We start from the raw sequence: 25,431 nt of genomic DNA on the forward strand, positions 1-25,431 counted from the left end.
TAATTGATCAAATGGATGGAGGTGGCCAGATGACCGAACTGACAACTCCTCCTGCCTCCCCGACACCGCTGCCGCCGGCTTCCCTCCGACGCCTGGTGCCACGGATCTTCTCCCGGGCCCAGCCCGTCGGCGCGGTCGACACGCTTCTGAAGACCGTGCGGATGCACCATCCCAAGGTGGATCTGTCGATCATCGAACGGGCCTACGTCACCGCGGAGCAGGCGCACGAAGGTCAGTTCCGCCGCAGCGGGGAGCCCTACATCACGCATCCGGTCGCGGTCGCGCAGATCCTGGCCGACCTGGGCATCGGACCCAAAACCGTCTCGGCTGCCCTGCTGCACGACACCGTGGAAGACACCGAGTACACGCTCGACCAACTGCGGACCGACTACGGCGACGAGATCACCATGCTGGTCGACGGCGTCACCAAGCTGGACAAGGTCAAGTACGGCGACAGCACCCAGGCCGAGACCGTGCGCAAGATGATCGTGGCCATGTCCAAGGACATCCGGGTACTGATCATCAAGCTCGCCGACCGGCTTCACAACGCGCGCACCTGGGGCTTCGTTCCCGCCGAGTCCGCGGTGCGGAAGGCCACCGAGACCCTGGAGATCTACGCGCCACTGGCACATCGGCTCGGCATCCAGACAATCAAGTGGGAACTCGAAGACCTCTCCTTCGCGGTGCTGTACCCCAAGCTGTACGCCGAGATCGACAGCCTCGTCAAGCAGCGCACCCCGCAGCGCGAAGAGTTCGTCCAGCACGTCATTGACTCGATCGTCGACGATCTGAAGGCCGCCCGCATCCGAGGCAAGGTCGCCGGCCGGCCCAAGCAGTACTACTCGATCTACCAGAAGATGGTCGTGCGCGGCCGGGAGTTCGACGACATCTACGATCTCGTCGGCATCCGGGTGCTCGTCAACTCGGTGCGGGACTGCTACGCGGTCCTCGGCGCTATCCATGCCCGCTGGACGCCCCTGCCCGGCCGGTTCAAGGACTACATCGCCACTCCCAAATTCAATCTGTATCAGTCCCTGCACACCACGGTCCTCGGTCCGAGCGGCCGCGCCGTGGAAATCCAGATCCGAACCCAGGAGATGCACCAGCGCGCCGAATTCGGCGTGGCCTCGCACTGGAAGTACAAGGAACAGGTCAACGGCAAGAGTTCCGGGCCCGGCCCGCAGAGCGACACCGACATGGCCTGGCTCGCCCACATCTCCGACTGGCAGGCCGAAACGGCCGATCCGGGGGAGTTCCTCGACTCGTTGCGCTATGAGATCGGCGCCAAAGAGGTCTACGTCTTCACCCCCAAGGGCCGGGTCATCGGCCTGCCGGCCGACGCCACCCCCGTCGACTTCGCCTATGCCGTGCACACCGAGGTTGGCCATCGCACCATGGGCGCCAAAGTCAACGGACGTCTTGTCCCCCTGGAAAGCCCGCTCGTCACCGGAGACGTCGTCGAGGTCTTCACCTCCAAGAATCCCGACTCGGGGCCCAGCAAGGACTGGCTGAACTTCGTCAAGAGCCCGCGTGCCCGCAACAAGATCCGACAGTGGTTCACCAAGGAGCGCCGCGACGAGGCGATCGAGCAGGGTCGGGACGCCATCGCGCGTGCCATGCGCAAGCAGAACCTGCCGCTGCAGAAGCTGATGAACCAGGACTCGTTCGCCGAGGTTGCCGCGGTGATGAAGTACGAGGACGTCTCCGCCCTGTACGCGGCCGTCGGCGAGGGGCATGTGTCGACCCAGTCGGTGCTGGAGAAGGTCGTCGCCACCCTGCAGAGCGTCGAGGAAAGCGACGCCACGGATCTGCCGTTCGCTCCACACGGCCGCACCCAGACGCTCCGCAACAGCGATTCGGGTATCCTTGTGCGCGGCGCCCCCGACATCCTGGTGAAACTGGCCCGCTGCTGCACGCCCGTTCCGGGCGACAAGGTAGTGGGGTTCATCACGCGCGGCGCCGGGGTTTCGGTGCACCAGGCATCCTGTCGCAACGTGCAGTCCCTGCTCAAGGAACCTGAGCGCATGATCGACGTCGACTGGGCGCCGACCTCCAAGAGCCTCTTCCTGGTACAGATCCAGATCGAGGCGCTCGACCGCTCCGGGCTGCTCTCCGACGTCACCCGGGTCCTGTCCGAGCATCACGTCAACATCCTCTCGGCGACCGTGCATACCTCCAGCGATCGACTCGCGATCAGCCGTTTCGTCTTCGAAATGGGCGACACCACCCACCTGGACCGCGTGCTCAACGCCGTGCGCCGCATCGACGCCGTCTATGACGTGTACCGCGTCAACGAGGGCTGAGCGGGAGGCTTCAGTCCGGGCACGGATGCTCATCGAGGTACCGTTGCACCTCCCGCAGGCGGGTGAGGGTCTTAGCCTTGAACGGCTGGTTCGGGGCCAGGCACAGGCGCTGGGCGGGCTCGACGCTGGTGCACCCGGCCAGCCGCAGCAGGGCGGCGATGAGCGGAACCCGGGCGTCGTCGGCGGTCTCCCCGGGGCAGCGGGCGAGGTCGATGGCAGTGCGCAGGGGGAGTGTGACCCGGAGGTCGGAGATGGTCTGCAACTGGTCCGCGGGAGCGCGGACCTCTCGGATCTGCAGCCGGGGTGAGGGCACCAGCTTCATCCGGGCGGACGTCTGCACGCAGAAGTGGTGACGGCGGGGCTCCGGGGCCAAACCGTAGATCCAGGCAGCGGTCAGTCGTTCCGCGATGGCCCGCGACGACCTGATCAGCAAGCCGACGGCACGGGCGCGCCCGGCCGGGTCGTCGACTACGTCAACCGGGCACCAGAAGTCGCCCAGCGGGAAGAGTTCCCCGTCAAGACGGGCCCCGCACAGTTCCGCGAGCGGCAGGTCGCGGGCCGAGAGCACTGCAGGAAGGCGTGAGTTCATCGACCAAGCGTGCGACCCGGTGCGCACCCGCCCCACGAAAAACGGGGATCTGTGGACAGATCCCCGTTCGTCGTGCTGTGGACGGCGCTTTACTGGCCGATGGCCTTCAGCCACGCCTTGCGGGTCTCGAGAGCCTCCGTGGCTTCCGTGATCGCCGCTGCGTCCCCACCAGCCTGCGCGACGGCCAGCTCGGCCTCAAGCTTGGCAATGGCATCGTGCAGCTGGCCGGCCAGACCCTCGGCGCGCGCCTTGGTCTCCGGGTTGTTGCGCTTCCAGTGGTCGTCGTCGAGCTTGCGCACGGCAGCCTCGACCTTGCGCATGCGGTCCTCGACGGACTTGACCGAGTCGCGCGGCACCTTGCCGATGTCGTCCCACCGGCGCTGGATGGAACTCAGCGCGGCGCGCGCCTTGGCCCGGTCCGTCTCCGTCAGCAGAAGTTCGGCCTCGGTGAGGAGCTCGAGCTTCAGAGTCAGGTTGCCTGCGAACTCCTCGTCGTCGTGCGCGTCGATTTCAGACTTGACCGAGTAGAGCACGTCGCCGGCCGCTTTGAACTTGGCCCACATCGCGTCGTCCTGCTTCTTTCCGCTGCGGCCCGCGAGCTTCCACTCGTCGAGGAGGTTGCGGTAGGCCGGGATACCATCGGCGCCCTTAGGTGCGAGGGCCTCGGCCTGCTCGATCAGGTGCTGCTTGCGGTTGCGAACGTCCTTGTGGGCGCTGTCCAGCTCGGCGAAGAACGCCTTGCGGTTCTGCTCGATCGTGGTTCGGGCCGCACGGAACCGCTTCCACAGGTCGTTCGCCTCACCCTTGGGGATACGCGGGGCGTCGTGCTGGTGGGCCTGCCACTTCGCGAACAACGCTTCGAGTGCGGCGCTGGTCTGCTTCCACTGCGTCTTGGCCGGGTCTTCGGCGGCGAGAGCCTCGGCCTCGGCGACGATCGCGGCACGCTCGGCGACGGCGGCGGTCGCTGCGGCCTTCGCGTCGGCACCCTGCTGTTCGGTGAGCTCCGTCACTGCGCCGCCGAGGGCACCCAGGCGAGCGGCCAGCGCTGCCAGGTTGCCGACCGCGTTCGCGTTCGCCACGGTCTCCGTCAGGTGCTTGACGGATTTCGCGATGTCGGCGGCAGGTGCGCCACCCTTGGCGCGCTGCTCGAGAAGCGTGACCTGGCCGTTGAGCTCAACGTATTTACGTTCGAAGTAGGCAAGTGCCTCTTCCGGCGTCGCGTCGGGGTACTGTCCGACGGCGCGTTCGCCTGTTGCTTCGCGCACGTAAACCGTGCCGGTTTCGTCTACGCGACCCCATGGTTGCTGATCTGTCGTAGTCAAGAGCCTCACCTTATTGATGTCGTTGTGTGCTCACAAGTGAGCCAATACCCGGTCAAGCCTATTGCAAGCCCGCGCGCTGTTTGTCTGTTCTACTGAACTGATACCTGAGTGATGCTGGTCGGAACCTGCGGGGTGCCGTCCGAAGAGCCGTCGGCAACGCCGGCATCCGTGATCTTGGCCTTGATATCGTCCAGTCCATCGGTCACCCGGCCGAGGACCGTGTAGCCGCCCACCGCGTCCGCGGGGATGGTCGTGTCCTCGTAGACGATGAAGAACTGGCTGCCCATACTGTAGGCGTTTCCGCCCTGTCGGGCCATGGCCAGGGTGCCGGCCGGGTACACGTCGCCCTCGGGGGCGTTCTCGATCGGACCATAGCTGTAGCCGGGGCCACCTGACCCCGTTCCGTCCGGGTCACCGCACTGCAGTACGAAGAAACCGCCGTCGGTGAGCCGGTGACAGGTCACGTCCTGGTAGAAACCGGTGTTGATCAGGTCGATGGTTGAGGACACCGCCTGAGGGGCGAGGGCTCCGTCCAGCTCGATCTCGAGGGGGATGTCGTTGAGGGCGAGGGTGCCTGTCCAGGCGCGGTCCTCCGCCAGGGTGCTGGACGGCACGTCGCCGGTGTTCCCGTCATCCGCCGGTGCGGCGGACGCGCTGGGGGAGTCGGAGGCTGCGGCGGAGGGAGCCGTGTCGCCGGGGCCCTCGGCGAAGAACAGAACCTGGGCGCCGACGGCCAGGGCCACAACCGCGACCACACCGACGCCGGCGATGAGGTTGTCCCGGCGGCGCCGTGTCACCTGCTGCGCATTCACCGCGCGCCGAGCCTGGAAGGCGCGCACTCGCACCCGACCCTCCCGGGCCTCACGTTCTTGCTTCTTGTTCGGTACCACGTCGTAGCCTCCAGGCTGCCTCCGGAAGAGGCCCGATCGAGCAGTGACGGCTCCGGCGTCTAGCGCCTGAACCACGTTGAACTCTACGCAACCCGGGGAGGGCAGACAAACATCCGCTCCGAGCAGCGCCGGATTCAGGATCGGCCCGGTCACCGGCACAAACTACGCTGGTTCCATGGTGGATTCACAACCGGGACTGCGCAGCGGCGCCACACCCCTTGCCGTGCGGATGCGCCCGACGAGCCTCGAGGAGGTCGCCGGCCAGAAGCACCTGCTCACACCCGGCTCCCCGCTGGTCAGCCTGGCCAGTGACAAGACGGGGGAGCAGGGCGCAGTCTCCGTCATCCTGTGGGGCCCGCCCGGAACCGGTAAGACCACCCTGGCTCAGGCCATCGCGCGCAGCTCGGGGCGACGGTTCGTCGAACTGTCCGCCGTGTCGGCCGGCGTGCGGGATGTGCGCCAGGTGATGGAGGAGGCACGCACGAGCCGGGACCTCTACGGACTCTCCACCGTGCTGTTCCTCGACGAGATCCACCGGTTCAGCAAGGCCCAGCAGGACGCCCTCCTCCCCGGGGTGGAGAACGGGGTCATCATCCTCGTGGCCGCCACCACCGAGAACCCCTCGTTCTCCGTCATCTCGCCGCTGCTGTCGCGTTCCCTGTTGCTGACCCTCGAGACGCTGAGCGACGACGATCTCGGCATCGTCGTCGACCGGGCCGTCGTCGACCCCCGCGGCCTGGCCGACCGATTCGTGCTCGACGCCGAGGCCCGGGCCGCGATCATCCGTCTCGCGTCGGGTGACGCCCGGCGGGCGCTGACTGCCCTGGAAGCCGGTTCGGTGGCCGCGGCGTCCTCCGTCGACGCGGAGTCTGCCGCCAAGCCGGTCATCACGACCGAGATCGTCGCCCTCGCCGTGGACCGTGCGCTGCTGCGCTACGACCGCAACGGCGATGAGCACTACGACGTCATCAGCGCCTTCATCAAATCGGTGCGCGGTTCGGACGTCGACGCGTCCCTGCACTATCTCGCGCGCATGATCGAGGCCGGCGAAGATCCCCGGTTCATCTGCCGCCGCATCATCGTGCTGGCCTCGGAGGACATCGGCATGGCCGACCCGCAGGCACTGCTGATCGCCATCGCGGCAGCGGACGCCGTGCAGTACATCGGCATGCCCGAGGGGCGTATCCCGCTCGCGCAGGCCGTCGTGCATCTCGCGACCGCACCCAAGTCCAATGCCGCCTATCTGGCCTTGGATGCGGCCATCGCCGATGTGCGCAGCGGCAAGACCGGCCGGGTACCCAAACCCTTGCGGGATGCCCACTATCCGGGCGCCAAACGCCTCGGCCACGGCAAGGGCTACAAGTACCCCCACGACGACGCCCTCGGCGTGCTCGCCCAGCAGTACCCGCCGGACGAGCTCACCGAGGTGCGCTACTACGAGCCGACCGAGCATGGGCACGAGCGCGAGGTGTCGGCCCGCCTCGCCAAGCTACGGAAGATCATCCGTGCCCGGTAGGCGGCCCGAGCGTGACGCTGTGCTAGCCTGAATTGTGCCTACAACTGGAATCGGCATGCGGCTGCGTCCGATTTCAGTCTGGATGGGTTTCGCTCTGTAGCCGGGCGTCCCGTGGCACCACCCCTCTGAACTCCCATGACGCCGTGCCTGTGCGGTCAGACTCGCCGGCCCGCGCCCTGGTTTCCCCTTGTTTGCAGTTCCATCGAAAGGACACCGTGTCTACCAAGTCACGTACCCGCAGTAAGACCCGCCTCTCGCGGGCCCTGGGCATCGCCCTGACCCCGAAGGCCGCTCGCTACCTCGAGAAGCGTCCGTACGCACCGGGCGAGCACGGTCGCACCAAGCGCAAGACCGACTCCGACTACGCCGTCCGTCTCCGCGAAAAGCAGCGCTTACGCGCCCAGTACGGCATCCGCGAAGCTCAGCTTAAGATCGCGTTCGAGGAAGCTCGCCGCGCCCAGGGACTGACCGGTGAAAACCTCGTCGAGATCCTCGAGACCCGTCTCGACGCTCTTCTCGTCCGCTCCGCCATCGCCCGCACCACCGCTCAGGCCCGTCAGATGATCGTGCACCGTCACATCCTGATCGATGGCCAATTGGTCGACCGACCCTCCTTCCGCGTGAAGCCGGGTCAGCTCATCCACGTCAAGCCCAAGAGCGAAGCCATGGAGCCGTTCCAGGTTGCAGCAGCCGGCGGTCACGTCGACGTTCTGCCCAAGCTCCCCGCGTACCTCGAGGTCGAGATCGACAAGCTGCAGGCCCGCCTCGTGCGCCGCCCGAAGCGCATCGAAATCCCCGTGACGTGTGAAGTCCAGCTCGTCGTCGAGTACTACGCGGCCCGCTAAACTCGGTCCACCCGCACCGCCGGCAGGCGCTGCAACTGAACTACGCTGGAGAGCGGATCACCCGTGGGGTGGTCCGCTCTTTGCGTAGGCGCACCTGCTCGTGAATGCCGAATCTGGAATGGATGGTTGGTCAATGTCGGGTGGAGATATCGTCGGGCTCGTGTTTGCGGCTGCCTTCCTGGGGCTGGTCGGGTTCCTGGCCGTGCCGCTGTTCAAACTCGGCCGGGTCTTCGACGAGACGACCCTGGCCATCCGTGACCTGACCCACAGCGCCACGCCGCTGCTCGAAGAATCCACCAAGACCATCCAGGAGACCAACGCCCAGCTGGCCCGGGTCGACACCATCACCTCGAACGTGGCGGATGTCACGGGCAACGTCTCCGCGCTGGTCGCCCTCGTCGCGGCCACCGTCGGCGGACCGCTGGTCAAGCTCGCCGGCTTCTCCGCGGGGGTGCGCGCAGCCCTCGGGGGTGCCCGCCCGGGCGGCACCCGTCGGCGCCTCAGGTAGTCGGGTACTCTGGGAGGGAGCCGGCCCCGTCTGGGATTCGCCGGTCAGGCGGTCGTTCGAGGCACTCGAACCGCCGGGAGCACCATCGTTTCAGCACCTATCTGGGTCTCCACACATATTCAGGGAGCATTGTCATGAAGAGTTTCATCTGGTTTGTCGTCGGCGTGACTACGGGGCTCCTGTTTGCCCGTGAAGGCGGCAAGACGCGTCAGGGCAAGCAATTCTTCGCCGACCTCGACACCAAGGCGCGGGAATTCGGCGAGGCCATCTCGGACGGCTATCGCAAGCGCGAGGCCGAGCTGCGGGACGCCATCGGCGACATCGCGTCGGACACCGAAGGCGCGATCGACAACCTCGCCAAGTAAGTGACATCCCATCTTTTCCGCTACAACGAACTACGGAACTAATGCAGACTGCTGAAATTCGCGGGCGCTGGCTCGACTTCTTCGCCGATCGCGGTCACACCGTCGTCCCCTCCGCCTCGTTGGTCAGCGACGACCCCACACTTCTCTTCACGGTGGCCGGGATGGTTCCGTTCGTCCCCTATCTGACCGGCCTCGTTCCGGCGCCGTACCCGCGGGCCACGAGCGTGCAGAAGTGCATCCGCACCAACGACATCGAAGAAGTCGGCAAGACGCCGCGTCACGGCACCTTCTTCCAGATGAACGGCAACTTCTCGTTCGGCGACTACTTCAAGGAACAGGCGATCGGCTACGCCTGGGAGCTGCTGACCGGCGCCGAGGCCGATGGCGGCTACGGTTTCGCCGAGAAGGATCTCTGGGTCACCGTCTACGAGGACGACGACGAGGCTTTCCGCTACTGGCGCGCCCTCGGCCTGCCCGAGCACCGCATCCAGCGCCTCGGCATGGACACCAACTACTGGTCGACCGGCCAGCCCGGGCCCGCCGGCCCCTGCTCCGAAATCTTCTTCGACCGCGGCCCGGCCTACGGCGTCGACGGCGGCCCGGCCACCGACGACGACCGCTACGTCGAAATCTGGAACCTCGTCTTCATGCAGTACCTCCGCGGCGAGGGCACCAGCAAGAACGACTTCGTCATCCTCGGCGATCTGCCGAAGAAGAACATCGACACCGGCATGGGCCTCGAGCGCGTCGCGTTCCTCAAGCAGGGCGTGCAGAACATGTACGAGATCGACCAGGTCCGCCCGGTACTCGACCGGGCCGCTGAACTGTCCGGCCGCCGCTACGGGGCTGACAATGACGACGACGTGCGGATGCGCATCGTCGCCGACCACGTGCGGTCGTCCCTGATGCTGATGAGCGACGGAGTGATGCCGTCCAACGAGGGTCGCGGGTACATCCTGCGCCGCCTGATGCGCCGCAGCGTGCGCGCCATGCGCCTCCTCGGCGTCGACGCCGCGACCTTCCCCGAATTGTTCCCGGCCTCGCGCGATGCCATGGCCGGCGCATACCCCGAGGTCAAGACCGACTACTCCCGGATCAGCCAGGCCGCCTACGCCGAAGAGGAGACGTTCCTGCGCACACTCGCCAGCGGCAGCGCCGTGCTGGACCTGGCCGTCGCGAAGACCAAGAAGGCGGACCGGGCCGTCCTACCGGGCGACACCGCGTTCCTCCTGCACGACACCTACGGTTTCCCGATCGAAATCACCCTCGAGATGGCCGAGGAGGCCGGGCTCAGCGTCAACCGTGAGGCCTTCGACACCCTCATGGCGAAGCAGCGGGCGATGGCCAAGGCCGACGCCAAAGCCAAGAAGACGCACCTCGCCGACCTGTCGGTCTACAGCGCCTTCCGGGCCGTCGGGGAGACCGTCTTCACGGGCTACGACGCCCTCCGCACCGAATCCAGCGTGCTGGGGATCATCGTCGACGGATTCTCCGTGGACCGCGCCGTTTCCGGCGAGATCGCCGAGGTCATCCTGGCCGAGACGGCCCTCTACGCGGAATCCGGCGGCCAGGAGGCGGACGCCGGCCTGATCGTGGGCATCGGCTACGAGCTCGAGGTGCTCGACGTGCAGAAGCCCGTCAAGGGACTGATCAGCCACAAGGTACAGGTTCGCTCCGGCGAGGTCGGCGTCGGGGAGGCTGCGACCAGCGTCGTCGACCCCGACTGGCGCCGCGGCGCCCGGCAGGCTCACTCCGGCACCCACGTGCTGCACGCAGCCCTGCGCCAGGTGCTCGGCCCGAACGCCCACCAGTCCGGTTCGTATAACAAGGCCGGCTTCTTCCGCCTCGACTTCTCCTGGAACCAGGCGCTGTCCCCGGCGACCCGCAGCGAGATCGAAGAGATCTCCAACAACGCCATCCGTGACAACCTGCCCGTGCTCACCCGTGAGCTGCCGCTGGCCGAGGCGAAGGCGCTGGGCGCGATGGCGCTGTTCAGTGAGAAGTACGGCGACCGTGTGCGCGTCGTCGACATCGGCGGCCCTTGGTCGCGCGAGCTGTGTGCTGGAACCCACGTCACCTCCAGCGCCGAGATCGGCATGATCAACCTCGTCAGCGAGGGTTCGGTCGGTTCCACCAACCGCCGCGTGGAATCGCTGGTCGGCCTCGAGGCCTTCCGCGACCTGGCCGCCGAGCGGGCTCTCGTCTCCCAGTTGACCGCGAACCTGAAGACGCCCCGGGAGCAGCTGCCGGAGCGGATCAACGAGCTGGTGCAGAACCTCAAGGCCGCCGAGAAGAAGATCGCGGCGTTCGAGGCTCGGGCCCTCTCCGACAAGGTACCGGCCCTCGTCGCGTCGGCCGCGCTGGCAGGGTCCGTCAGCGTCGTGGCCGAGCACATCGGAACGCTCCACTCCGCCGACGAACTGCGGATGCTGGTCACGGCCACCCGAACCCAGCTCGGCAGCACGCCGGCGGTCGTGGCCCTCGCTGCTGTTGTCGCCGACAAGCCCGTCGTCATCGTGGCCACCAACCCCGCGTCCCGGGAGGCCGGCCATCGCGCCGGCGCCCTGGCGAAGCAGGTGGCCGGCATCCTCGGCGGCGGCGGCGGCGGCAAGGACGACCTCGCTCAGGGCGGCGGCACCGACACTGCCGCCATTCCGGATGCCCTCGCCGCCGTACGATCCGCCGTAGCAGGCTGATCCATGCGTCACGGTGTGCGGGTCGGAGTCGACGTCGGTAAAGCCCGGATCGGGCTGGCCCGCAGCGATTCCCATGGCATGCTGGCGACCCCGGTCGAGACCGTGAGCCGCGACCACACGGGCAGCTCTGACGTGGCCCGGATCGAGGCCGTGGTGGCCGACCTCGACGCCGTCGAGGTCGTGGTCGGGCTGCCGCTCGCCCTCTCCGGAAACAGAACCGCGTCAACGGACGATGCCGTCGGTTTTGCCGAGGTCCTGGCCCGGTCCCTGAGCGTGCCGGTGCGCCTGGTCGACGAGCGCCTGTCCACCGTGGCGGCGCAATCGGTTCTGCGCGCCGCGGGGCGGAAGGCCAAAACCCAGAAACCCGTGGTCGATCAAGTCGCCGCGGTCATCATCCTGCAGCACGCCCTCGACACCGAACGCGCCCTCGGCACACCCGCCGGCACCGCCGTCGATCCCGTGCCCGAACCGCGTTCAGCCGCGATCTCCCCAGCTGCCGCACCGAATGAAGGGCAGCCGACACGATGACACCCTCTCCCGCCGATGGCAGTGGACCTCCGAGCGACCCGAGCGACCCGAGCGTCCCGAACGTCCCGAACGTCCCGCTGGGCTCCAGCGACTCGCTGGGCTCGCGCCGGGCCATCCGCGAGTCAAGAGAAGACGGCACCCGGTCGAGTCGTCGCGCTCTGCTGGACTCCGCACCGGCGCCGCGGAAGAGGAAGCGAAGCCGTCGGAGGGTCTGGGGCTGCCTGATCGTCCTCCTGGTGATGGTGGGCCTGGCCGGCGCCGCCGCCTTCCTTCTCCAGGAACCGATCGGCACGGTGATCGCCATGGTCCAGGGACCGGCGGACTACGACGGCTCCGGAGACGACGAGGTCGTCGTGATGATCCACGACGGCGAAACGGGTCAGGACATCGCGAACTCCCTGGTCGCCCAGGACGTGGTGAAGAGTTACGACGCGTTCTACGAGCTGCTCCGCGCGGAGGCCCCGGAACCGGTGTTCCAGCCCGGCGCCTACCGCCTGGCGAGCCAGATGAGCGCCCGCGCCGCCCTCGACGCCCTGCTCGACCCGGACAGCAAGCTCGAACAGACCGTGGTGATTCCCGAGGGGACCACGACCGTGTCGGTGCTCCAGCTGATCAGCGAGGGCACCAGCATCTCCCTGGCCGATCTCGAGGCCGCGGCCGCCGACGTCGGGCCCTTCGGTCTGCCGAGCGCGGCCACCACCCTCGAAGGGTTCCTGTTCCCGGCCACTTACACGTTCCCGCCGGAGACCACGGCGACCGAGGCCATCCGCACGCTCGTCGACCGCCAGTTCGAGGCGCTTGACGCGGCCGGCGTCGCACCCGAGAACCGCTGGAAGACCATCGTTCTCGCGGCCTTGATCCAGCGTGAGGCGGGGCTCACGGAGGACTTCTACCGGGTTTCCCGCGTCTTCCTCAACCGGCTCGACCCGGCGCAGTGGCCGAGTGGACTCATGCAGTCAGACGCGACCGTGGCCTACGGCACCGGGGCGACGGATCGGGTGAAGACGACGGATGCCGAGCGCGCCGACGCCGGGAACCCCTACAACACCTACGTGCACCCCGGGCTCCCCGCGGGACCGATTTCGAACCCCGGCGACGTCGCGATCGACGCCGCAGTGAACCCGGCCGACGGCAGCTGGTTGTACTTCGTGTCCTGGAACCTCGACACGGGTGAGACTATCTTTTCGACCACGATCGAGGAGCACGACGCCGCGGTCGACAAATGGCTGGCCTGGATGGCCGAACACCCCGAATACGGCTGAGTGCACCGAGTACCGCCGAAAGCCCCGAAGAGGACTGGGACCCGACACATGACTGAACCCGGAGCATCCACTCGGCACCTCGCGGTGCTGGGCGCGCCCATCGAGCACTCCCTCTCACCGGCCCTGCACAGCGCGGCCTATCAGGTGCTCGGCCTCGACTGGCGGTACGACGCCGTGCGGGTTCCGGCCGGCGGACTGCCGGACTTCCTCGCCTCCCTGGACTCCGACTGGCTCGGCCTCTCCCTCACGATGCCCCTCAAACACGAGATCCAAGCGCAGCTCGACGGCATCGACCGGGTCGCCGCCCAGACCGGCTCCGTCAACACGGTGCTAATCGGCGAGGCCGACGGCCGGCGCACGTTGCAGGGGTTCAACACGGATGTCACCGGCCTGGTTCGCGCCCTCGCCGACGCCGGGGTGCGGCGCGCGCCGCACGTGAGCCTGCTCGGCGCCGGCGCCACCGCGGCATCGGCTCTGGTCGCCGCGGCCGAACTCGGTGCGGAGCTGGTCGACGTGCTCGTGCGCACCCCGGCGAAGGCGGCCGATTTGGTCGAACTCGGCCGGAGCATCGGGGTGGTCGTGACGGTCTACCCGCTGAGCGACCTGCCCGACCCGGCGCGCGTTTGCGAACTGGTTATCAGCACCCTGCCCGGGGGCAGCGACCCGGGCGCCGAGTTCCCGGCCGGTCTGCGCCGCCGGGCGCTCCTCTTCGACGTGAGCTATTCCCCCTGGCCCAGCGCCCTCGCCCGGTCCTGGTCGTCGGCGGGCGGCACCGCGGTGTCCGGCGAGGGGATGCTGCTGCACCAGGCCCTGATCCAGGTGCGGATCTTCGTCTCGGGAGACCCGTTCGAGCCCCTGCCGGACGAGGACAGGGTGCTGGACGCCATGCGCGGTGCCCTGACCCGACGGGCTGTGACAGGATAGTGGTCATGCTTCGTTGGCTCACTGCCGGAGAGTCCCACGGCCCCGAACTCATCGCCATTGTCGAGGGTCTGCCCGCTGGAATCCCGGTCACTCTAGATGCGATCCGCCTCGATCTCGCGCGCCGCAAACTCGGTTACGGCCGAGGCGCGCGACAGAAGTTCGAACAGGACGAACTGAACATCTCCGGCGGCGTGCGCCACGGCCTCACCATGGGTGGTCCAGTCGCCCTGCGGATCGGAAACACCGAATGGCCCAAGTGGGCCGAGGTGATGAGCCCCGAACCGGTGGAAACCACCTCGGTGCGGGGCCGCGGCGCACCGCTGACCCGTCCGCGTCCCGGACACGCCGACCTGGTCGGCATGCAGAAGTACGGCTTCGACGAGGCCCGGCCGGTTCTGGAGCGCGCCAGCGCCCGCGAAACTGCGGCCCGCGTCGCGCTCGGCGCCGTCGCCCGGTCGTTCCTGGCCGAGCTCGGCATCACCCTGGTCAGCCACACCCTGTCGATCGGGCCGGTCCGGGTGCCCGACGACGCTCGGCTTCCCGAGCCCGGCGACGTCGACGCCCTCGACGCCGACCCGCTGCGCTGCTTCGACGCCGCCACCTCCGCCCTGATGGTGGCCGAGGTCGACCTGGCTCACAAGGAAGGCGACACCCTCGGCGGCGTCGTCGAGGTGCTGGCCTACAACCTTCCCCCGGGACTGGGTTCGTTCGTGCACTGGGACCGCCGCCTCGATTCACAGCTGGCGGCCGCCCTGATGGGCATCCAGGCCATCAAGGGCGTCGAGGTCGGCGACGGTTTCCTCACCACCACCCGGCGCGGCTCCCAGGCGCACGACGAGCTCGTGCAGGCCGACGGCCGAATCCAGCGGGTCAGTGACCGGGCCGGCGGCACCGAAGGCGGCATGAGCACCGGTACCGTCCTGCGCGTGCGCGCCGGGATGAAGCCCATCTCCACCATCCCGCATGCCCTCCGCACGGTCGACGTGGCCACCAGTGAGGCCGCCCCCGCGCACCACCAGCGGTCGGACGTCTGTGCTGTGCCGGCCGCCGGCGTGGTCGCCGAGGCCATGGTCGCCCTGGTGCTCGCGAACTCGGTCCTCGAGAAGTTCGGCGGCGACGGGATCGCAGAGACGCGCCGCAACCTGGACTCCTACCTGGCCGACATGCCGGCGAACCTCCGGACGGGCGCGTCCAGCGACGCCTCCCTCTAGAGCCGCCGGAGACCTCTGATGGCCGCACCGACGCATCCGATCCTGCCGCTCGTCTTCATCGGTCCCATGGCCGCCGGCAAGACCAAGATCGGCCGACGTGTGGCGAAGGCCCTCGACGTGCCGTTCATCGACACCGACCACCGCATCGTCGACCTGCACGGGCCGATCACGGACATCTTCGAGCAGCACGGCGAGGAGCACTTCCGGGCGCTCGAACGCCAGGCCGTGGCCCTCGCCCTCACCGAGCAGGCCGTGGTCTCGCTCGGCGGGGGAGCCGTGCTCGACGGGGAGACCCAGGCCGACCTCGCGGAATGCTCCGTGGTGTACCTGAGCGTGTCCGCTCGCGCCGTCGGGGCACGCATCGGCGGAGCCAAACGGCCGCTGCTGAAGGGCGGTATCGCCGACTGGAAGCGCATCTACGCGGAGCGGCGCCCGATCTATGAGTCGCTGGCCGGCATCCGTTTCGACACCTCGCACCGTCCCCTGGACGCCATCGCTGATGACGTCGTGAAATGGACCAAGAAAAGATCATGACCGGAGCACCTGTGCCTGATTCCACCGAGCCCACCATTGAGCCCGCCACGAAGCCCACTACCACCGAGCCCGCCACCACCGAGCCCACCACCACTGAGCCCAGCACCACCGTGATCACGGTCGCGGGCGTCGACAGCTACCCCGTGCTGATCGGGCGCGGCCTCGTCGACGACGTCGTCGAACAGCTCGGCCCGACGGTGGCGAAGGTGCTCATCGTGCACACGTCCCACCTGGGGGCCCGCGCCGTCGCCCTGCGTGAAAGCCTGCTGGGCAGATTCGAGGTGCTGATCGCCGAGGTGCCCGACGCCGAGGCCGCGAAGCGCGTCGAGGTGGCCGCGTTCTGCTGGCAGGTCATGGGCCAGGCCGACTTCAGCCGCACGGATGCCGTGATCGGCTTCGGCGGCGGCGCCGTCACCGACCTGGCGGGCTTCGTCGCAGCAACCTGGCTCCGCGGGGTGCGACTCGTGCAGATCCCGACCAGCGTGCTCGGCATGGTGGACGCGGCCGTCGGCGGCAAGAACGGCATGAATACCGCCGAGGGCAAGAACCTCGTCGGAACCTTCTACGCGCCCGCCGCCGTCATCTGCGACCTGGACGTGCTCGACGACCTGCCGCGTAACGAGATCCTGGCCGGCTTCGCCGAGATCGTGAAGGCGGGCTTCATCCAGCTGCCCGAGATCCTCGACATCGTCGAAGCGGATGTCGCGGCCGTCACCGACCCGCACACCCCGCAGTTCCGGCGCGTGCTCGAACTCGCGATCGGGATGAAGGCCCGGGTCGTCGGGGAGGACTTCAAGGAGTCCGGCCTGCGCGAGATCCTGAACTACGGGCACACCCTCGGCCACGCGGTCGAGCACGCCGAACGCTACGGCTGGCGCCACGGGGCCGCCGTCGCCGTCGGCATGATGTTCGCGGCCGAGGTCGCCCGGCTGAGCGGCCGGCTCTCGGATGAGGCCGTCGACCGGCACCGCAGCATCCTCGAATCGCTTACCCTGCCGACCACCTATCCGGTCGGCCGCTGGAGCACCCTGCTCGCCACGATGCAGCGCGACAAGAAGACCCGCAGCGGCATGCTGCGGTTCATCGTGCTCGACGATATCGGTAAGCCGACGGTGCTCGAAGGACCGGACTCGTCGTTGCTTTTCGCCGCCTATCAGGAGATCGGCTCCTAACCGATCGCGCCGCAGCGGGGGGCTTAGGCTGATCCCCAGGCCGGGCACCCGGTCGCCCCTGACCAGAGCTGTTCGGAGGTTTCATGACGAGTCCGTGGATCGTCCGGTCGGCCGGTGATACCGGGAGTGGCTCCTTCGCGAACCTGGCGGCTGCCCACGAGGCCGCCGTCACGGAACGCTTCATCGGTCCGGGCGTGCGCAAACTGGTGCAGGAGTCCTGGCAACGGTCGCTCTCTCTCAGCCTCGATCCGCTTCGGCTCGCCCCGGAACACGAACTCAGCTCCGACGAGTTGCGCGAGTTGCGCGACCGGCATCCGCTGGCCGCCGTGCTCCCCGTGGTGCATAACCTGCTCATCCGGCATGCCTTCCGCTCCGGCCTGATCGTGGCCATCGGTGACGAGTTCGGCCGCCTGCTCTGGATCGACGGTGACCGAAGCGTGCGGAGCAAGGCGGAGGGGATGCTGTTCGTCGAGGGGTCGGACTGGTCCGAGCGTCGGGTCGGCACGAGCGCGCCAGGCACGGCACTGGCCCTCGACCACGGAATCCAGATTCAGCGAGCCGAGCATTTCAACCAGCTGGCACATCCGTGGAGCTGCACGGCCGTGCCCATCCACGACCCGCATTCCGGCTCCATCCTCGGCGTCATCGACATCACCGGCGGCGACGAGGCCGTGGCCCCGCAGACCCTCCCGCTCGTGGAGGCGGCCGTCGCGGCCCTGGAGGCGGAGCTGCGCATCCAGCGGCTGAGCGCCGCCTCTACTCCGCCCACGGTGGCCCGATTCTTCGGATCGGCGCCGCAGACCACTTTGGTGCGGTCGTCGCCGGCCCGGTTGGAGGTGCTCGGCCGAGACCACGGCCAGCTCGACTACGCCGACGGCCCGGTCGAGATCAGCCCCCGGCACGCCGAGATCCTCGCCCTGCTGGCGTGGAACCGGGCGGGCTCTCCGCCGACCGTTTGTCGCTGCTGCTCACCGACCAGGCCAACGCGGTCGACGGCCGAGCTGCAGCCCGACGGCTCCGCGACCGGTGCCCGCAATTTCCCGCAACGTTGAAGCAACGTTCTCCTTCTTAGGCTCAAGGCCAGGTCCGCGTCCCGCGGTTCCACCCGACAACGTCGTCGACGAGGAGACATCATGACCGTCTATTCCAACCCCGGAACACCGGGCGACCTAGTGACCTTCATACCCCGCGACGAGAACTGGATCGGCGGCGAGTGGGTCAAGTCCGTCAAGGGCCAGTACTTCGAGGACATCTCGCCCGTCAACGGAAAGCCGTTCGCCGAGGTGGCCCGCGGCACCGCGGAGGACATCGAACTGGCACTCGATGCCGCGCACCGGGCCGCACCGGCGTGGGGGAAGACGTCATCGACCGAACGCGCCGCCGTGCTCAACTTGATCGCCGACATCATCGACGCGAACCTCGAACTGCTCAGCGTCGCCGAGACCTGGGAGAACGGCAAGCCGGACCGCGAAACGCTGAACGCGGACATCCCACTCTGCTCCGACCACTTCCGCTATTTCGCCTCCGCGATCCGGGCCCAGGACGGCGACCACGCCGAACTGGGCGGGGACATGGTCTCCTACCAGTTCCACGAACCGCTCGGCGTCGTCGGGCAGATCATCCCGTGGAACTTCCCGCTGCTGATGGCCGTCTGGAAGCTGGCCCCGGCCCTGGCCGCCGGCAACGCGATCGTTCTGAAGCCGGCCGAACAGAGCGCCCCGCGGCGTGCGATTCCTGCTGCGCTCCCGACTGATGGAGTCGTTCGAGTAGCCTCTCCTCCACCGATCCCTCCCGGACACCGCCCTGTGCACGGCGGCCGCAACGGATGCCCGCACGGCCAGTCTGGGTCGCATGACTTCCCCACTTCGCGTCGAAGACGCTCCCCCCGTGACCACGACCGTCGAGGCGCGAGAACGCGTGGCCGATCTCATCGGTCACGCGATCAGCCGTCAGCTCTGGTTCATCCTGCTCGACGCCCGGGGTCGGCAGATCCCCCTGCTGATTCCCGTCGACGACATCCCGCTCCGTCCTGAACCCGGCGGCGCGGCCGTCTTCGCCGCCGCGGTCAACCGGCTCCTCTCCGTGCACGGGCCGGGTGGCAGCGTCATCCTCACCCTCGAACGCCCGGGCACCCAGGGGCTGACGGCACCCGACCAGGCCTGGGCCCGGGAACTCTCCGCCTCCTTCGGCAAGCTGGTGCGCATCACGGGCATGTTCGTCGCCCACGACGAGGGTGTCTGCGAACTCGTGGCGCCGGTCGGGTGAGCGGTGGCAGACTGGCACGATGATGGACGACTATGAGTGCTTGATCGCCGGTGCCCCGTCGGTCGGCGTTCGGCTGAGCGGGAGGCCGGCGGATGCCTGAGCGCACCCTGATCCTGTTGCGGCACGCCAAATCGGACTGGTCGGGCGGGCAGGCCGACGTCGACCGCCCGCTGGCGGAACGCGGGGTGCGCCAGGCGCCGCGCGCCGGGGAGTGGCTGGCCCACAGCGGCTACGCGATCGATCTCGCGGTCGTGTCCCCGGCGGAGCGCGCGCGGGCCACCTGGGACCTCGTCGCGGCCGAGTTCGACAGCGCCCCGCCGATCCATGTCGACGAAGCCGTCTATGCCGCCTCTGGCGGCGAACTGAAGGGCGTCGTCCGTGCGCTGCCGGACACGGTGCACGTCGTCGTCCTGGTGGGTCACAATCCAGGACTCGAGGATCTGGCCGGCGATCTCGCCGGCAGACCCGTGCCGCTGCCGACCTCGGCCGTCGCCGTGATCGGGTGGGAGGGTCCCTGGTTGCGAGCCGGCCGCACCCCGGCCGCCCTCCTGGCCCAGGGCCGGCCGCCCCAGGGGGAAGTCCCGCCTCCCTAGCGCACCGGGTGTCGCTCCGGCCTTCACGCATCCGGAGCCGTTTTCCTGGCCCGTCGGGAGGCCTTCCTGGCGGCGCTCTCTGAGGCCATGAGCGCGCGGGTGGCCGTGACGTCGCCGAGCAGGGGACGTAACCAGCGCGCGGCCGGATCGGAATCGACGAGGAGCATTCGCATCAGCAGGGTGAGCGGGGTCGCGAGGAGTGCGCCGATTGGCCCGATGATCGCCGACCAGACCAGCAGGGACACGAAGGTGATCGTCTGGCTGAGGGCGACCGCGTTGCTGACCAGTCGTGATTGGATCGCACCCTGCACGATGGCGTTGACGAGAGTGTAGACGATTACGACGGCGATAGCCGTCTCCCAACCGCCCTCGAGGAATCCGAAGATGACCGGCGGGATGAGTGCGACGAGGTAGCCGAGGTTCGGAATGAAGCTGCCCAGGAACGAGAGCACACCCCAGAGGAACGCTCCCGGCACGCCCAGGAGCACCAGGGCTAGGCTGTTGAGCGCGCCCTGCACCACGCCGAGCACCGTGGTCGTGACCATGTAGCGGCGCACGTTCGAGCCGTAGGTCCGGAGCGCATCGACCAGGCTCGGTCGGGCCGGCTCGAGCTCGCGCAGCAGCGTGTGCAGATAGCTGGCATCCATCGCCATCAGCAGCAGCGTGGTGACGATGACCACCAGCGTGCCGGTGAGACCGGCGACGTTCCCGAGCAGGTTCGTCACGAACGCGGCGATGCGCTCCGGATCGAATCCCGAGACGATCGTCTGCACCTGCTCGGTACCGACGCCGAAATTCGTCAGCACGACTCCCAGCGCCGCGGCCATCTCGGCCAGCTCCGTACTGTACTGGTTCAGCAGGGTCGGGAACTGCGCGAGGGCCAGCAGCAGCGCCGCCATGAACCCGCCGAGAACGAGGAACACCGCGGCGGCGACCGAACCCGTGGCCAGCCCGCGAGGCACACCGCGTCGTTCCAGGGCGTTGCGGAGCGGATGGACGCAGATTGTGAGGATCAGGGCCAGTAACACGGGGGCCGCAATGGAACGGATGGCGGCCAGGCCGAATGCGACGACCGTCGCGCCGGCCAGGCCGATCAGGATGGCGTCACCCCGAGGCAGACCCCTGGGCGGGGCCAGGTTCGGGGCGGGGATGACGGTTGCACCGGAGCCGGGGGCGGAGCCGGGGGCCGGAACCGCGCCGACGGTTCCCAATGACGCTGCGCGGGGAGGCTTTCGTCGTTGCCACCGCATGGGGTTCCCCATCCTGATCGGGTCATCCGGCTCATCCGGCGGGTTTGCCCCGAATGTAGACCCGCGCGGCCCGGCCGGATACGACTGACGAATTCGACGGAGATTTTGAGCCATCCGGCGTGTGCGGACCGATTTCGGGTGCGTACGACCAAAATCTCCGTCGAATTCGTTCGGGACTGGGGGAGTGCGGGCAGGGGGAGTGAGGCCGGGATATGGGTGCAGGAACTGGGGGACTGGGCGCGGGGACGGGCAGGGACGCGGGTTACAGGCCGAGCCAGGACCAGTGGCTGAGTGGCCAGTTGATCACGAACGCCCGGCCGACCACATTGTCGACGGGAACGAATCCGTGGCCGGGCGTGTCCGAGTGCAGCCGGCTGTCGGCCGAGTTGTAGCGGTTGTCACCCTCGACCCAGAGAGACCCTGCGGGCACGGTCACGGAGAAATCGGACTCGGACGTGCGGGCGACACCCGGCGGTAACTTGAGGTAGGGCTCGCTGATCGGTTCGCCGTTGACGGTGGTGCGGCCCGAGGGGTCGCAACAGGCCACCTCATCGCCCGGAAGCCCGATGACGCGTTTGACGAGGTGGTCTCCGGATTCCGAAGCCTCGAGGCCCGCCTGAGCGGAGAGCCACTGGATGCCGTCGGCGACGGGGTTCCCTGCCTCGAGCGGGGCCGATCCGGCCGGCCCCAGCCACCCGCCGGGGTCGACGAACACGACGATGTCGCCGTGACCGACGTCGACCACGTTTGGGACGAGCTGGTTGACGATGATGCGATCGTTGATCTGCAGGGTGTTCTGCATCGATCCGGTTGGAATGTAAAACGACCGGACCAGGAATGCCTTGGTCAGGAACGAAACGACGAGGGCGATCGCGAAGATGACGACCAGGTTGCGGAGCACCCGGCGCCACCGGCGTGTGGAACCGTCGGCGCCGCCCGCGGCGTTGCCGCGTCGGTCGTCCCGAGGCCGTCGCCCCGCGATCTCGAAATCTGTCACTGTGTCCCCTGACGTGATGCGTGATGCGTGATGCGTGGTGGTGCACTTCGACCGATACGGGGCGACTTCAGGGCCTGGGCAGACACAGCAAGGATGCACCCGGCGGCCGATTCCTGCCAGAGCGGAGCAGATCTCACTGGGTCACCGGACTGCGGCCTTCGGCTCTGCCGACAACGAAATCGGCTCTCCGACAACGAACTCGGCTCTGCCGACAACGAACTCGGCTCTGCCGAGAACGAACTCGGCTCCGCCGCATGATCGGTCGAGTGCTGCACGCCAAAATCCCCATCGACGACTCCACCCGAGCCGGCGCGTTCCATCGCGAGGTGTCCGGCTGGGAGGGCACGCAGTGGGGACCGTCCGTCCGCCGGACGCTCTCCGGCGACGAACCGGGTCCCGGTGCGGAGGGTGGCGTGACAATTTGCTCCGTGACGCCCGAGGGAGTCGTCAGCTACGTCGACGACATCGACGAGGCCCTGTCAAGGGTTGTCGAGGCCGGGGGCACGCCGGTGACCGACCGGATGCCCATTCCGACCAGGGGCTGGATGGCCCACCTCCGCGATTCCGAGGGAGATCTGATCGGCCTGTCCCAGGCGAACACCGCAGCGGGGATGCCCGCAGCCCTGGGCGAGGCCTGAGCCGCGGTTGTCACCGCCGCGGATATCGTCGGCTGGGGCTCAGTCCGTGGGGCGGCTGCGCGGGCTGACGTTGGAGCGCAGAGACTCGACCTGCTCCCGGGCCTCGTCTTCCGTGCGGTACGCGTCCGGCGACGGAATATTCTGCCCGTTGTCCGCCGAGAAACAGAACCGGTAGCCGCCCGACGGGTCCTGATAGATTTCGAATTTTCCGGCCATGTCACACCCTCGTCCTTGGCCTGGTACCGGCCAAACAACCGGCCTCGTCACCCTACCGCCACGGATCCGAGTCGGATAGGGGGGCCGCGGTGAGCGGCAGCCCGATCTCGCTGGGCACGGGTCCCGCACAGACTTCGCGGCTTATGATTGACAAAGATCTACGACCCGATGGGAACCCTTTTCGCATGATTGCGCGCGCACCATTCTTTGTTCGCAATCGGGTCGACGGCACCGACGGGGCTCTCGCCGGCCGGGCCGACGGCGCGGGCATCCGTGACACGGTCACGCGGTACTATTCGCTGACCAAGCCTGGTGTGCTGTACGGCAACGCCCTGACGGCCGCGGCCGGCTTCCTGCTCGCGGCCCGAGGTCAAGTCGACCTCGCCTTGTTCGCGGCGCTGTGCGTGGGAACCACACTCGTGATCGCCTCGGCCACCGTGCTCAACAATGTGCTCGACCGTGATATCGACACGGTCATGGAACGCACCAAGAAGCGTGCCACCGTGACCGGCCGCATCGGCGTGCGCAACGCGGTGATCTTCTCGAGCCTGATGTTCGTCCTCGGCATGGCCATCCTGATCGCCTGGACGAACTGGCTCGTCGTCGCCGTCGGACTGGGCGGGTTCCTCGTCTATGTGGTGCTCTACGGCATGCTGTCCAAGCGCATGTCGATCCACGGCACCCTGGTCGGAAGCGTCTCGGGCGCCGCGCCCATCCTGGCCGGTTACGTCGCCGTCACCGGCGCGGTCGACATCGGGGCCGTGCTCGCCTTCCTGGCCGTGTTCCTCTGGCAGATGCCCGAGTTCTACTCCATCGCCATCTACCGCCACGACGAGTACGCCCGCGCGGGCGTGCCCGTCATCTCCGTGGTGCGCGGCATCCCGAACACCACGGTGCAGATCCTCGTCTACACGGTGGGATTCGTCGTATCGACCCTGCTCCTGTCGGTGTTCGGCTACGTGGGCTACGTCTACACGGCGGTCATGGGCGTGCTCGGCGCCTACTGGATCTGGCTCGGCCTCGTCGGCCTGCGCGCCACCGATCCCTCCGCCTGGGCCAGACGGATGTTCCGCTACTCCCTGGTCATGATCCTGGTCTACTGCGTGATGATCTCGGTCGGGCCGATCCTGCCCTGATCCTGCCCTGATCCTGTCCCGGTCCGGCCTCGGTCCGGCCTCGGTCCTGTCCCGGTCCGCCCTGGCCCGGCCCGGGCGGTGGGCGCCCGCCGGTGGGCACGCACTCCCTTAGGCTGTGTGCATGAGTACAGTCCTCGTTCTGAACGGCCCGAACCTGGGGCGGCTCGGCAGCCGCGAACCCGACGTCTACGGCTCGGCCGACCTCGACCAGTTGCGTTCAACGCTGGCGCAGGCCGCCCCGGCTGGGATGACGGTCGACGTGCGCCAGACGGATGACGAGGCCGAACTCATCCACTGGTTGTACGAGGCCGTCGACGAGCGCATCCCGGTCATCCTGAACCCGGCGGCGTTCACGCACTACAGCTACGCGCTTCGGGATGCCGCCGCTCTCGTGACCAAGGCCGGTGTCACCCTGGTCGAGGTGCACCTGTCCAACCCGCACGCCCGGGAGACGTTCCGGCACACGAGCGTCGTCAGCGCCGTGGCCACCGGAGTGATCGCCGGCTTCGGCTTCGACTCCTACCGCCTGGCCCTGGACTTCATCGCCCGATCGGTGCCGCGGGTCTCCTGACCGGCCTGCTCCCCGCGCCTTTGGTGCACGGGCTGCGGGGCAACTACACTCGTTCAAGGCCGATTCGGCCGCGCACCTTCCTAATTGAACCAAGTGAACGGAACACCTTTTCATGGCATCAACCGCCGATATCCGAAATGGCGTCGTACTCAACATCGATGGCCAGCTGTGGGCAGTCACCGATTTCCAGCACGTCAAGCCGGGCAAGGGCGGCGCCTTCGTCCGCACCAAGCTGAAGAACGTCGTGACGGGCAAGACCGTCGACCGCACCTTCAACGCGGGCGCGAAGATCGAAACCGAGAACGTCGACCGGCAGGACTTCCAGTACCTGTACGCCGACGGTGACTCCTACGTCTTCATGGACGTGTCCGATTTCGATCAGCTGCACGTGCCGGCGGTCGTCGTGGGCGATGCGGTCAACTTCATGCTCGAGAACCAGAACGTGACGATCGCCCTGCACAACGGCAACCCGCTCTACGTCGAGCTGCCGGCATCCGTCGTGCTCGAGATCACGTACACCGAGCCGGGCCTCCAGGGTGACCGGTCGACGGGCGGCACCAAGCCGGCCACCGTCGAAACGGGCTTCCAGATCCAGGTTCCGCTGTTCCTCGAGCAGGGCACCCGCGTCAAGGTCGACACCCGCACCGGGGACTACCTGGGCCGCGTCAACTAGTGAGCGCTCGGACCAAGGCGCGCAAGCGCGCGATCGACATCCTGTACGCCGCCGACGTGCGGCAGAGCACCATCCCGGAGTCGCTCGCCCTCGAGGCGCAGCGCGCCGCGAGCGAGCCGGCCCGGACGGCCTCATGGCTCTACGCCCGGGACATCATCGACGGCGTGGTCGACCACCGCGAGGAGATCGACGAGCTCATCGAGACGTACTCGCAGGGCTGGACACTGGCGCGCATGCCCATCGTCGACCGCGCCATCCTGCGCATCGGCATCTGGGAGATCCTCTTCAACGACGCTGTTCCGCACGCCGTCGCCATCGACGAGGCGGTCGAGGCCGCCAAGATCCTGTCGACGGATGACTCGGCCGGCTTCGTGAACGGACTCCTCGGGCGCATCGCCCAAACCGCACCATCCGCGTAGTCCGTTCT

The 25,431-nt window shown here is 68.0% G+C and carries 26 protein-coding genes and 1 pseudogene; 21 read left to right on the top strand and 6 right to left on the bottom strand.

Translation table 11 applies throughout. The features are described from left to right. Positions 1 to 29: 29 nt before the first annotated feature. Positions 30 to 2,303: a RelA/SpoT family protein gene (locus E3T28_RS11165; RefSeq protein WP_134431023.1), complete on the top strand. Its 2,274-nt coding sequence runs from the start codon at positions 30 to 32 to the stop codon at positions 2,301 to 2,303. Between the two features lie 10 nt (positions 2,304 to 2,313). Here E3T28_RS11165 and E3T28_RS11170 read toward each other — a convergent pair whose 3' ends face one another. The 3 genes from E3T28_RS11170 to E3T28_RS11180 form a co-directional block, all read right to left on the bottom strand. Continuing rightward, positions 2,314 to 2,892 (bottom strand): hypothetical protein, encoded by a 579-nt coding sequence (locus E3T28_RS11170; RefSeq protein WP_134431026.1) that lies wholly within the window; start codon positions 2,890 to 2,892, stop codon positions 2,314 to 2,316. A gap of 89 nt (positions 2,893 to 2,981) precedes the next feature. Continuing rightward, positions 2,982 to 4,214 (bottom strand): DUF349 domain-containing protein, encoded by a 1,233-nt coding sequence (locus tag E3T28_RS11175; protein WP_134431029.1) that lies wholly within the window; start codon positions 4,212 to 4,214, stop codon positions 2,982 to 2,984. A gap of 89 nt (positions 4,215 to 4,303) precedes the next feature. Further along, positions 4,304 to 5,104, bottom strand: a complete 801-nt coding sequence (locus E3T28_RS11180) for a peptidylprolyl isomerase (RefSeq protein WP_134431032.1) — start codon at positions 5,102 to 5,104, stop codon at positions 4,304 to 4,306. Positions 5,105 to 5,279: 175 nt separating this feature from the next. Here E3T28_RS11180 and E3T28_RS11185 point away from each other — a divergent pair, with 175 nt between their 5' ends. From E3T28_RS11185 to E3T28_RS11255, 15 genes and pseudogenes are all read left to right on the top strand, one after another. Continuing rightward, entirely contained in the window at positions 5,280 to 6,620 is a 1,341-nt protein-coding gene (locus E3T28_RS11185; RefSeq protein WP_134431035.1) for a replication-associated recombination protein A, read from the top strand. Positions 6,621 to 6,835: 215 nt separating this feature from the next. After that, positions 6,836 to 7,465 (top strand): 30S ribosomal protein S4, encoded by a 630-nt coding sequence (rpsD, locus tag E3T28_RS11190; RefSeq protein WP_104100497.1) that lies wholly within the window; start codon positions 6,836 to 6,838, stop codon positions 7,463 to 7,465. Between the two features lie 133 nt (positions 7,466 to 7,598). After that, positions 7,599 to 7,973 carry a DUF948 domain-containing protein gene (locus tag E3T28_RS11195; RefSeq protein WP_134431038.1) on the top strand — a complete coding sequence of 125 codons (375 nt, stop codon included), beginning with the start codon at positions 7,599 to 7,601 and terminating at the stop codon, positions 7,971 to 7,973. 134 nt (positions 7,974 to 8,107) lie between these two features. Then, positions 8,108 to 8,338, top strand: coding sequence for a hypothetical protein (locus E3T28_RS11200; RefSeq protein WP_134431041.1), 231 nt, complete (start codon positions 8,108 to 8,110; stop codon positions 8,336 to 8,338). Between the two features lie 41 nt (positions 8,339 to 8,379). Then, positions 8,380 to 11,034 carry an alanine--tRNA ligase gene (alaS, locus tag E3T28_RS11205; protein ID WP_134431044.1) on the top strand — a complete coding sequence of 885 codons (2,655 nt, stop codon included), beginning with the start codon at positions 8,380 to 8,382 and terminating at the stop codon, positions 11,032 to 11,034. Positions 11,035 to 11,037: 3 nt separating this feature from the next. Beyond that, positions 11,038 to 11,562 (top strand): Holliday junction resolvase RuvX, encoded by a 525-nt coding sequence (gene ruvX, locus E3T28_RS11210; protein ID WP_174776816.1) that lies wholly within the window; start codon positions 11,038 to 11,040, stop codon positions 11,560 to 11,562. Continuing rightward, the gene (mltG, locus tag E3T28_RS11215; RefSeq protein WP_241979298.1) at positions 11,559 to 12,824 is read left to right on the top strand and encodes an endolytic transglycosylase MltG; all 1,266 of its coding nucleotides are present in this window, start codon (positions 11,559 to 11,561) and stop codon (positions 12,822 to 12,824) included. Before ruvX ends, mltG begins: the two co-directional genes overlap by 4 nt. A gap of 48 nt (positions 12,825 to 12,872) precedes the next feature. Next, entirely contained in the window at positions 12,873 to 13,748 is an 876-nt protein-coding gene (locus E3T28_RS11220; protein ID WP_134431047.1) for a shikimate dehydrogenase family protein, read from the top strand. A gap of 5 nt (positions 13,749 to 13,753) precedes the next feature. Then, entirely contained in the window at positions 13,754 to 14,959 is a 1,206-nt protein-coding gene (aroC, locus tag E3T28_RS11225) for a chorismate synthase (protein WP_134431050.1), read from the top strand. A gap of 18 nt (positions 14,960 to 14,977) precedes the next feature. Beyond that, positions 14,978 to 15,493 (top strand): shikimate kinase, encoded by a 516-nt coding sequence (locus E3T28_RS11230; RefSeq protein ID WP_174776815.1) that lies wholly within the window; start codon positions 14,978 to 14,980, stop codon positions 15,491 to 15,493. Next, positions 15,490 to 16,665: a 3-dehydroquinate synthase gene (gene aroB / locus E3T28_RS11235; protein WP_134431053.1), complete on the top strand. Its 1,176-nt coding sequence runs from the start codon at positions 15,490 to 15,492 to the stop codon at positions 16,663 to 16,665. The genes E3T28_RS11230 and aroB overlap by 4 nt, the downstream gene beginning before the upstream one ends. Before the next feature lie 83 nt (positions 16,666 to 16,748). Continuing rightward, complete coding sequence (locus tag E3T28_RS11240; protein WP_134431056.1) at positions 16,749 to 17,717, top strand: GAF domain-containing protein; 969 nt, start codon at positions 16,749 to 16,751, stop codon at positions 17,715 to 17,717. 81 nt (positions 17,718 to 17,798) lie between these two features. Then, positions 17,799 to 18,380: pseudogene (locus E3T28_RS17390) on the top strand (aldehyde dehydrogenase family protein); the annotation flags it as partial. Positions 18,381 to 18,582: 202 nt separating this feature from the next. Then, a complete protein-coding gene (locus E3T28_RS11250) occupies positions 18,583 to 18,930 on the top strand; it encodes a hypothetical protein (RefSeq protein ID WP_134431062.1) in 348 nt (115 codons plus the stop codon). 92 nt (positions 18,931 to 19,022) lie between these two features. Further along, positions 19,023 to 19,523, top strand: a complete 501-nt coding sequence (locus E3T28_RS11255) for a SixA phosphatase family protein (RefSeq protein WP_134431065.1) — start codon at positions 19,023 to 19,025, stop codon at positions 19,521 to 19,523. A gap of 23 nt (positions 19,524 to 19,546) precedes the next feature. Here the strand turns inward: E3T28_RS11255 and E3T28_RS11260 are convergent, their stop codons facing one another. Next, on the bottom strand, positions 19,547 to 20,773 hold the full coding sequence (locus tag E3T28_RS11260; protein ID WP_166787004.1) for an AI-2E family transporter: 1,227 nt from the start codon (positions 20,771 to 20,773) through the stop codon (positions 19,547 to 19,549). Positions 20,774 to 21,035: 262 nt separating this feature from the next. Further along, positions 21,036 to 21,770 carry a signal peptidase I gene (lepB, locus tag E3T28_RS11265; protein ID WP_338145399.1) on the bottom strand — a complete coding sequence of 245 codons (735 nt, stop codon included), beginning with the start codon at positions 21,768 to 21,770 and terminating at the stop codon, positions 21,036 to 21,038. 254 nt (positions 21,771 to 22,024) lie between these two features. Here lepB and E3T28_RS11270 point away from each other — a divergent pair, with 254 nt between their 5' ends. Further along, positions 22,025 to 22,408, top strand: coding sequence for a VOC family protein (locus tag E3T28_RS11270; RefSeq protein ID WP_134431071.1), 384 nt, complete (start codon positions 22,025 to 22,027; stop codon positions 22,406 to 22,408). A gap of 39 nt (positions 22,409 to 22,447) precedes the next feature. Here the strand turns inward: E3T28_RS11270 and E3T28_RS11275 are convergent, their stop codons facing one another. After that, positions 22,448 to 22,624: a YegP family protein gene (locus tag E3T28_RS11275; protein ID WP_134431073.1), complete on the bottom strand. Its 177-nt coding sequence runs from the start codon at positions 22,622 to 22,624 to the stop codon at positions 22,448 to 22,450. A 185-nt stretch (positions 22,625 to 22,809) separates the two neighbouring features. On the opposite strand from E3T28_RS11275, the gene cyoE reads away from it, so the two are divergent. The 4 genes from cyoE (at position 22,810) to nusB (ending at position 25,423) form a co-directional block, all read left to right on the top strand. Beyond that, a complete protein-coding gene (gene cyoE, locus E3T28_RS11280) occupies positions 22,810 to 23,760 on the top strand; it encodes a heme o synthase (RefSeq protein WP_166787005.1) in 951 nt (316 codons plus the stop codon). Between the two features lie 121 nt (positions 23,761 to 23,881). Beyond that, positions 23,882 to 24,331 carry a type II 3-dehydroquinate dehydratase gene (locus tag E3T28_RS11285; RefSeq protein WP_134431078.1) on the top strand — a complete coding sequence of 150 codons (450 nt, stop codon included), beginning with the start codon at positions 23,882 to 23,884 and terminating at the stop codon, positions 24,329 to 24,331. A gap of 112 nt (positions 24,332 to 24,443) precedes the next feature. After that, on the top strand, positions 24,444 to 25,004 hold the full coding sequence (efp, locus tag E3T28_RS11290) for an elongation factor P (protein WP_104100509.1): 561 nt from the start codon (positions 24,444 to 24,446) through the stop codon (positions 25,002 to 25,004). Then, positions 25,004 to 25,423 (top strand): transcription antitermination factor NusB, encoded by a 420-nt coding sequence (gene nusB, locus E3T28_RS11295; protein ID WP_134431081.1) that lies wholly within the window; start codon positions 25,004 to 25,006, stop codon positions 25,421 to 25,423. The genes efp and nusB overlap by 1 nt, the downstream gene beginning before the upstream one ends. Positions 25,424 to 25,431: the final 8 nt, after the last annotated feature.

Source organism: Cryobacterium sinapicolor, from assembly GCF_004403465.1.
Taxonomy (GTDB): domain Bacteria; phylum Actinomycetota; class Actinomycetes; order Actinomycetales; family Microbacteriaceae; genus Cryobacterium; species Cryobacterium sinapicolor.

Bases quoted from the DNA above. Each gene is read 5' to 3' on its own strand.
- E3T28_RS11165 (WP_134431023.1), top strand. From the start codon at position 30: ATGACCGAACTGACAACTCCTCCTGCCTCCCCGACACCGCTGCCGCCG.
- E3T28_RS11170 (WP_134431026.1), bottom strand. From the start codon at position 2,892: ATGAACTCACGCCTTCCTGCAGTGCTCTCGGCCCGCGACCTGCCGCTC.
- E3T28_RS11185 (WP_134431035.1), top strand. From the start codon at position 5,280: ATGGTGGATTCACAACCGGGACTGCGCAGCGGCGCCACACCCCTTGCC.
- E3T28_RS11195 (WP_134431038.1), top strand. From the start codon at position 7,599: ATGTCGGGTGGAGATATCGTCGGGCTCGTGTTTGCGGCTGCCTTCCTG.
- E3T28_RS11200 (WP_134431041.1), top strand. From the start codon at position 8,108: ATGAAGAGTTTCATCTGGTTTGTCGTCGGCGTGACTACGGGGCTCCTG.
- alaS (WP_134431044.1), top strand. From the start codon at position 8,380: ATGCAGACTGCTGAAATTCGCGGGCGCTGGCTCGACTTCTTCGCCGAT.
- ruvX (WP_174776816.1), top strand. From the start codon at position 11,038: ATGCGTCACGGTGTGCGGGTCGGAGTCGACGTCGGTAAAGCCCGGATC.
- mltG (WP_241979298.1), top strand. From the start codon at position 11,559: ATGACACCCTCTCCCGCCGATGGCAGTGGACCTCCGAGCGACCCGAGC.
- E3T28_RS11220 (WP_134431047.1), top strand. From the start codon at position 12,873: ATGACTGAACCCGGAGCATCCACTCGGCACCTCGCGGTGCTGGGCGCG.
- aroC (WP_134431050.1), top strand. From the start codon at position 13,754: ATGCTTCGTTGGCTCACTGCCGGAGAGTCCCACGGCCCCGAACTCATC.
- E3T28_RS11230 (WP_174776815.1), top strand. From the start codon at position 14,978: ATGGCCGCACCGACGCATCCGATCCTGCCGCTCGTCTTCATCGGTCCC.
- aroB (WP_134431053.1), top strand. From the start codon at position 15,490: ATGACCGGAGCACCTGTGCCTGATTCCACCGAGCCCACCATTGAGCCC.
- E3T28_RS11240 (WP_134431056.1), top strand. From the start codon at position 16,749: ATGACGAGTCCGTGGATCGTCCGGTCGGCCGGTGATACCGGGAGTGGC.
- E3T28_RS11255 (WP_134431065.1), top strand. From the start codon at position 19,023: ATGCCTGAGCGCACCCTGATCCTGTTGCGGCACGCCAAATCGGACTGG.
- E3T28_RS11260 (WP_166787004.1), bottom strand. From the start codon at position 20,773: ATGCGGTGGCAACGACGAAAGCCTCCCCGCGCAGCGTCATTGGGAACC.
- E3T28_RS11270 (WP_134431071.1), top strand. From the start codon at position 22,025: ATGATCGGTCGAGTGCTGCACGCCAAAATCCCCATCGACGACTCCACC.
- E3T28_RS11275 (WP_134431073.1), bottom strand. From the start codon at position 22,624: ATGGCCGGAAAATTCGAAATCTATCAGGACCCGTCGGGCGGCTACCGG.
- cyoE (WP_166787005.1), top strand. From the start codon at position 22,810: ATGATTGCGCGCGCACCATTCTTTGTTCGCAATCGGGTCGACGGCACC.
- E3T28_RS11285 (WP_134431078.1), top strand. From the start codon at position 23,882: ATGAGTACAGTCCTCGTTCTGAACGGCCCGAACCTGGGGCGGCTCGGC.
- efp (WP_104100509.1), top strand. From the start codon at position 24,444: ATGGCATCAACCGCCGATATCCGAAATGGCGTCGTACTCAACATCGAT.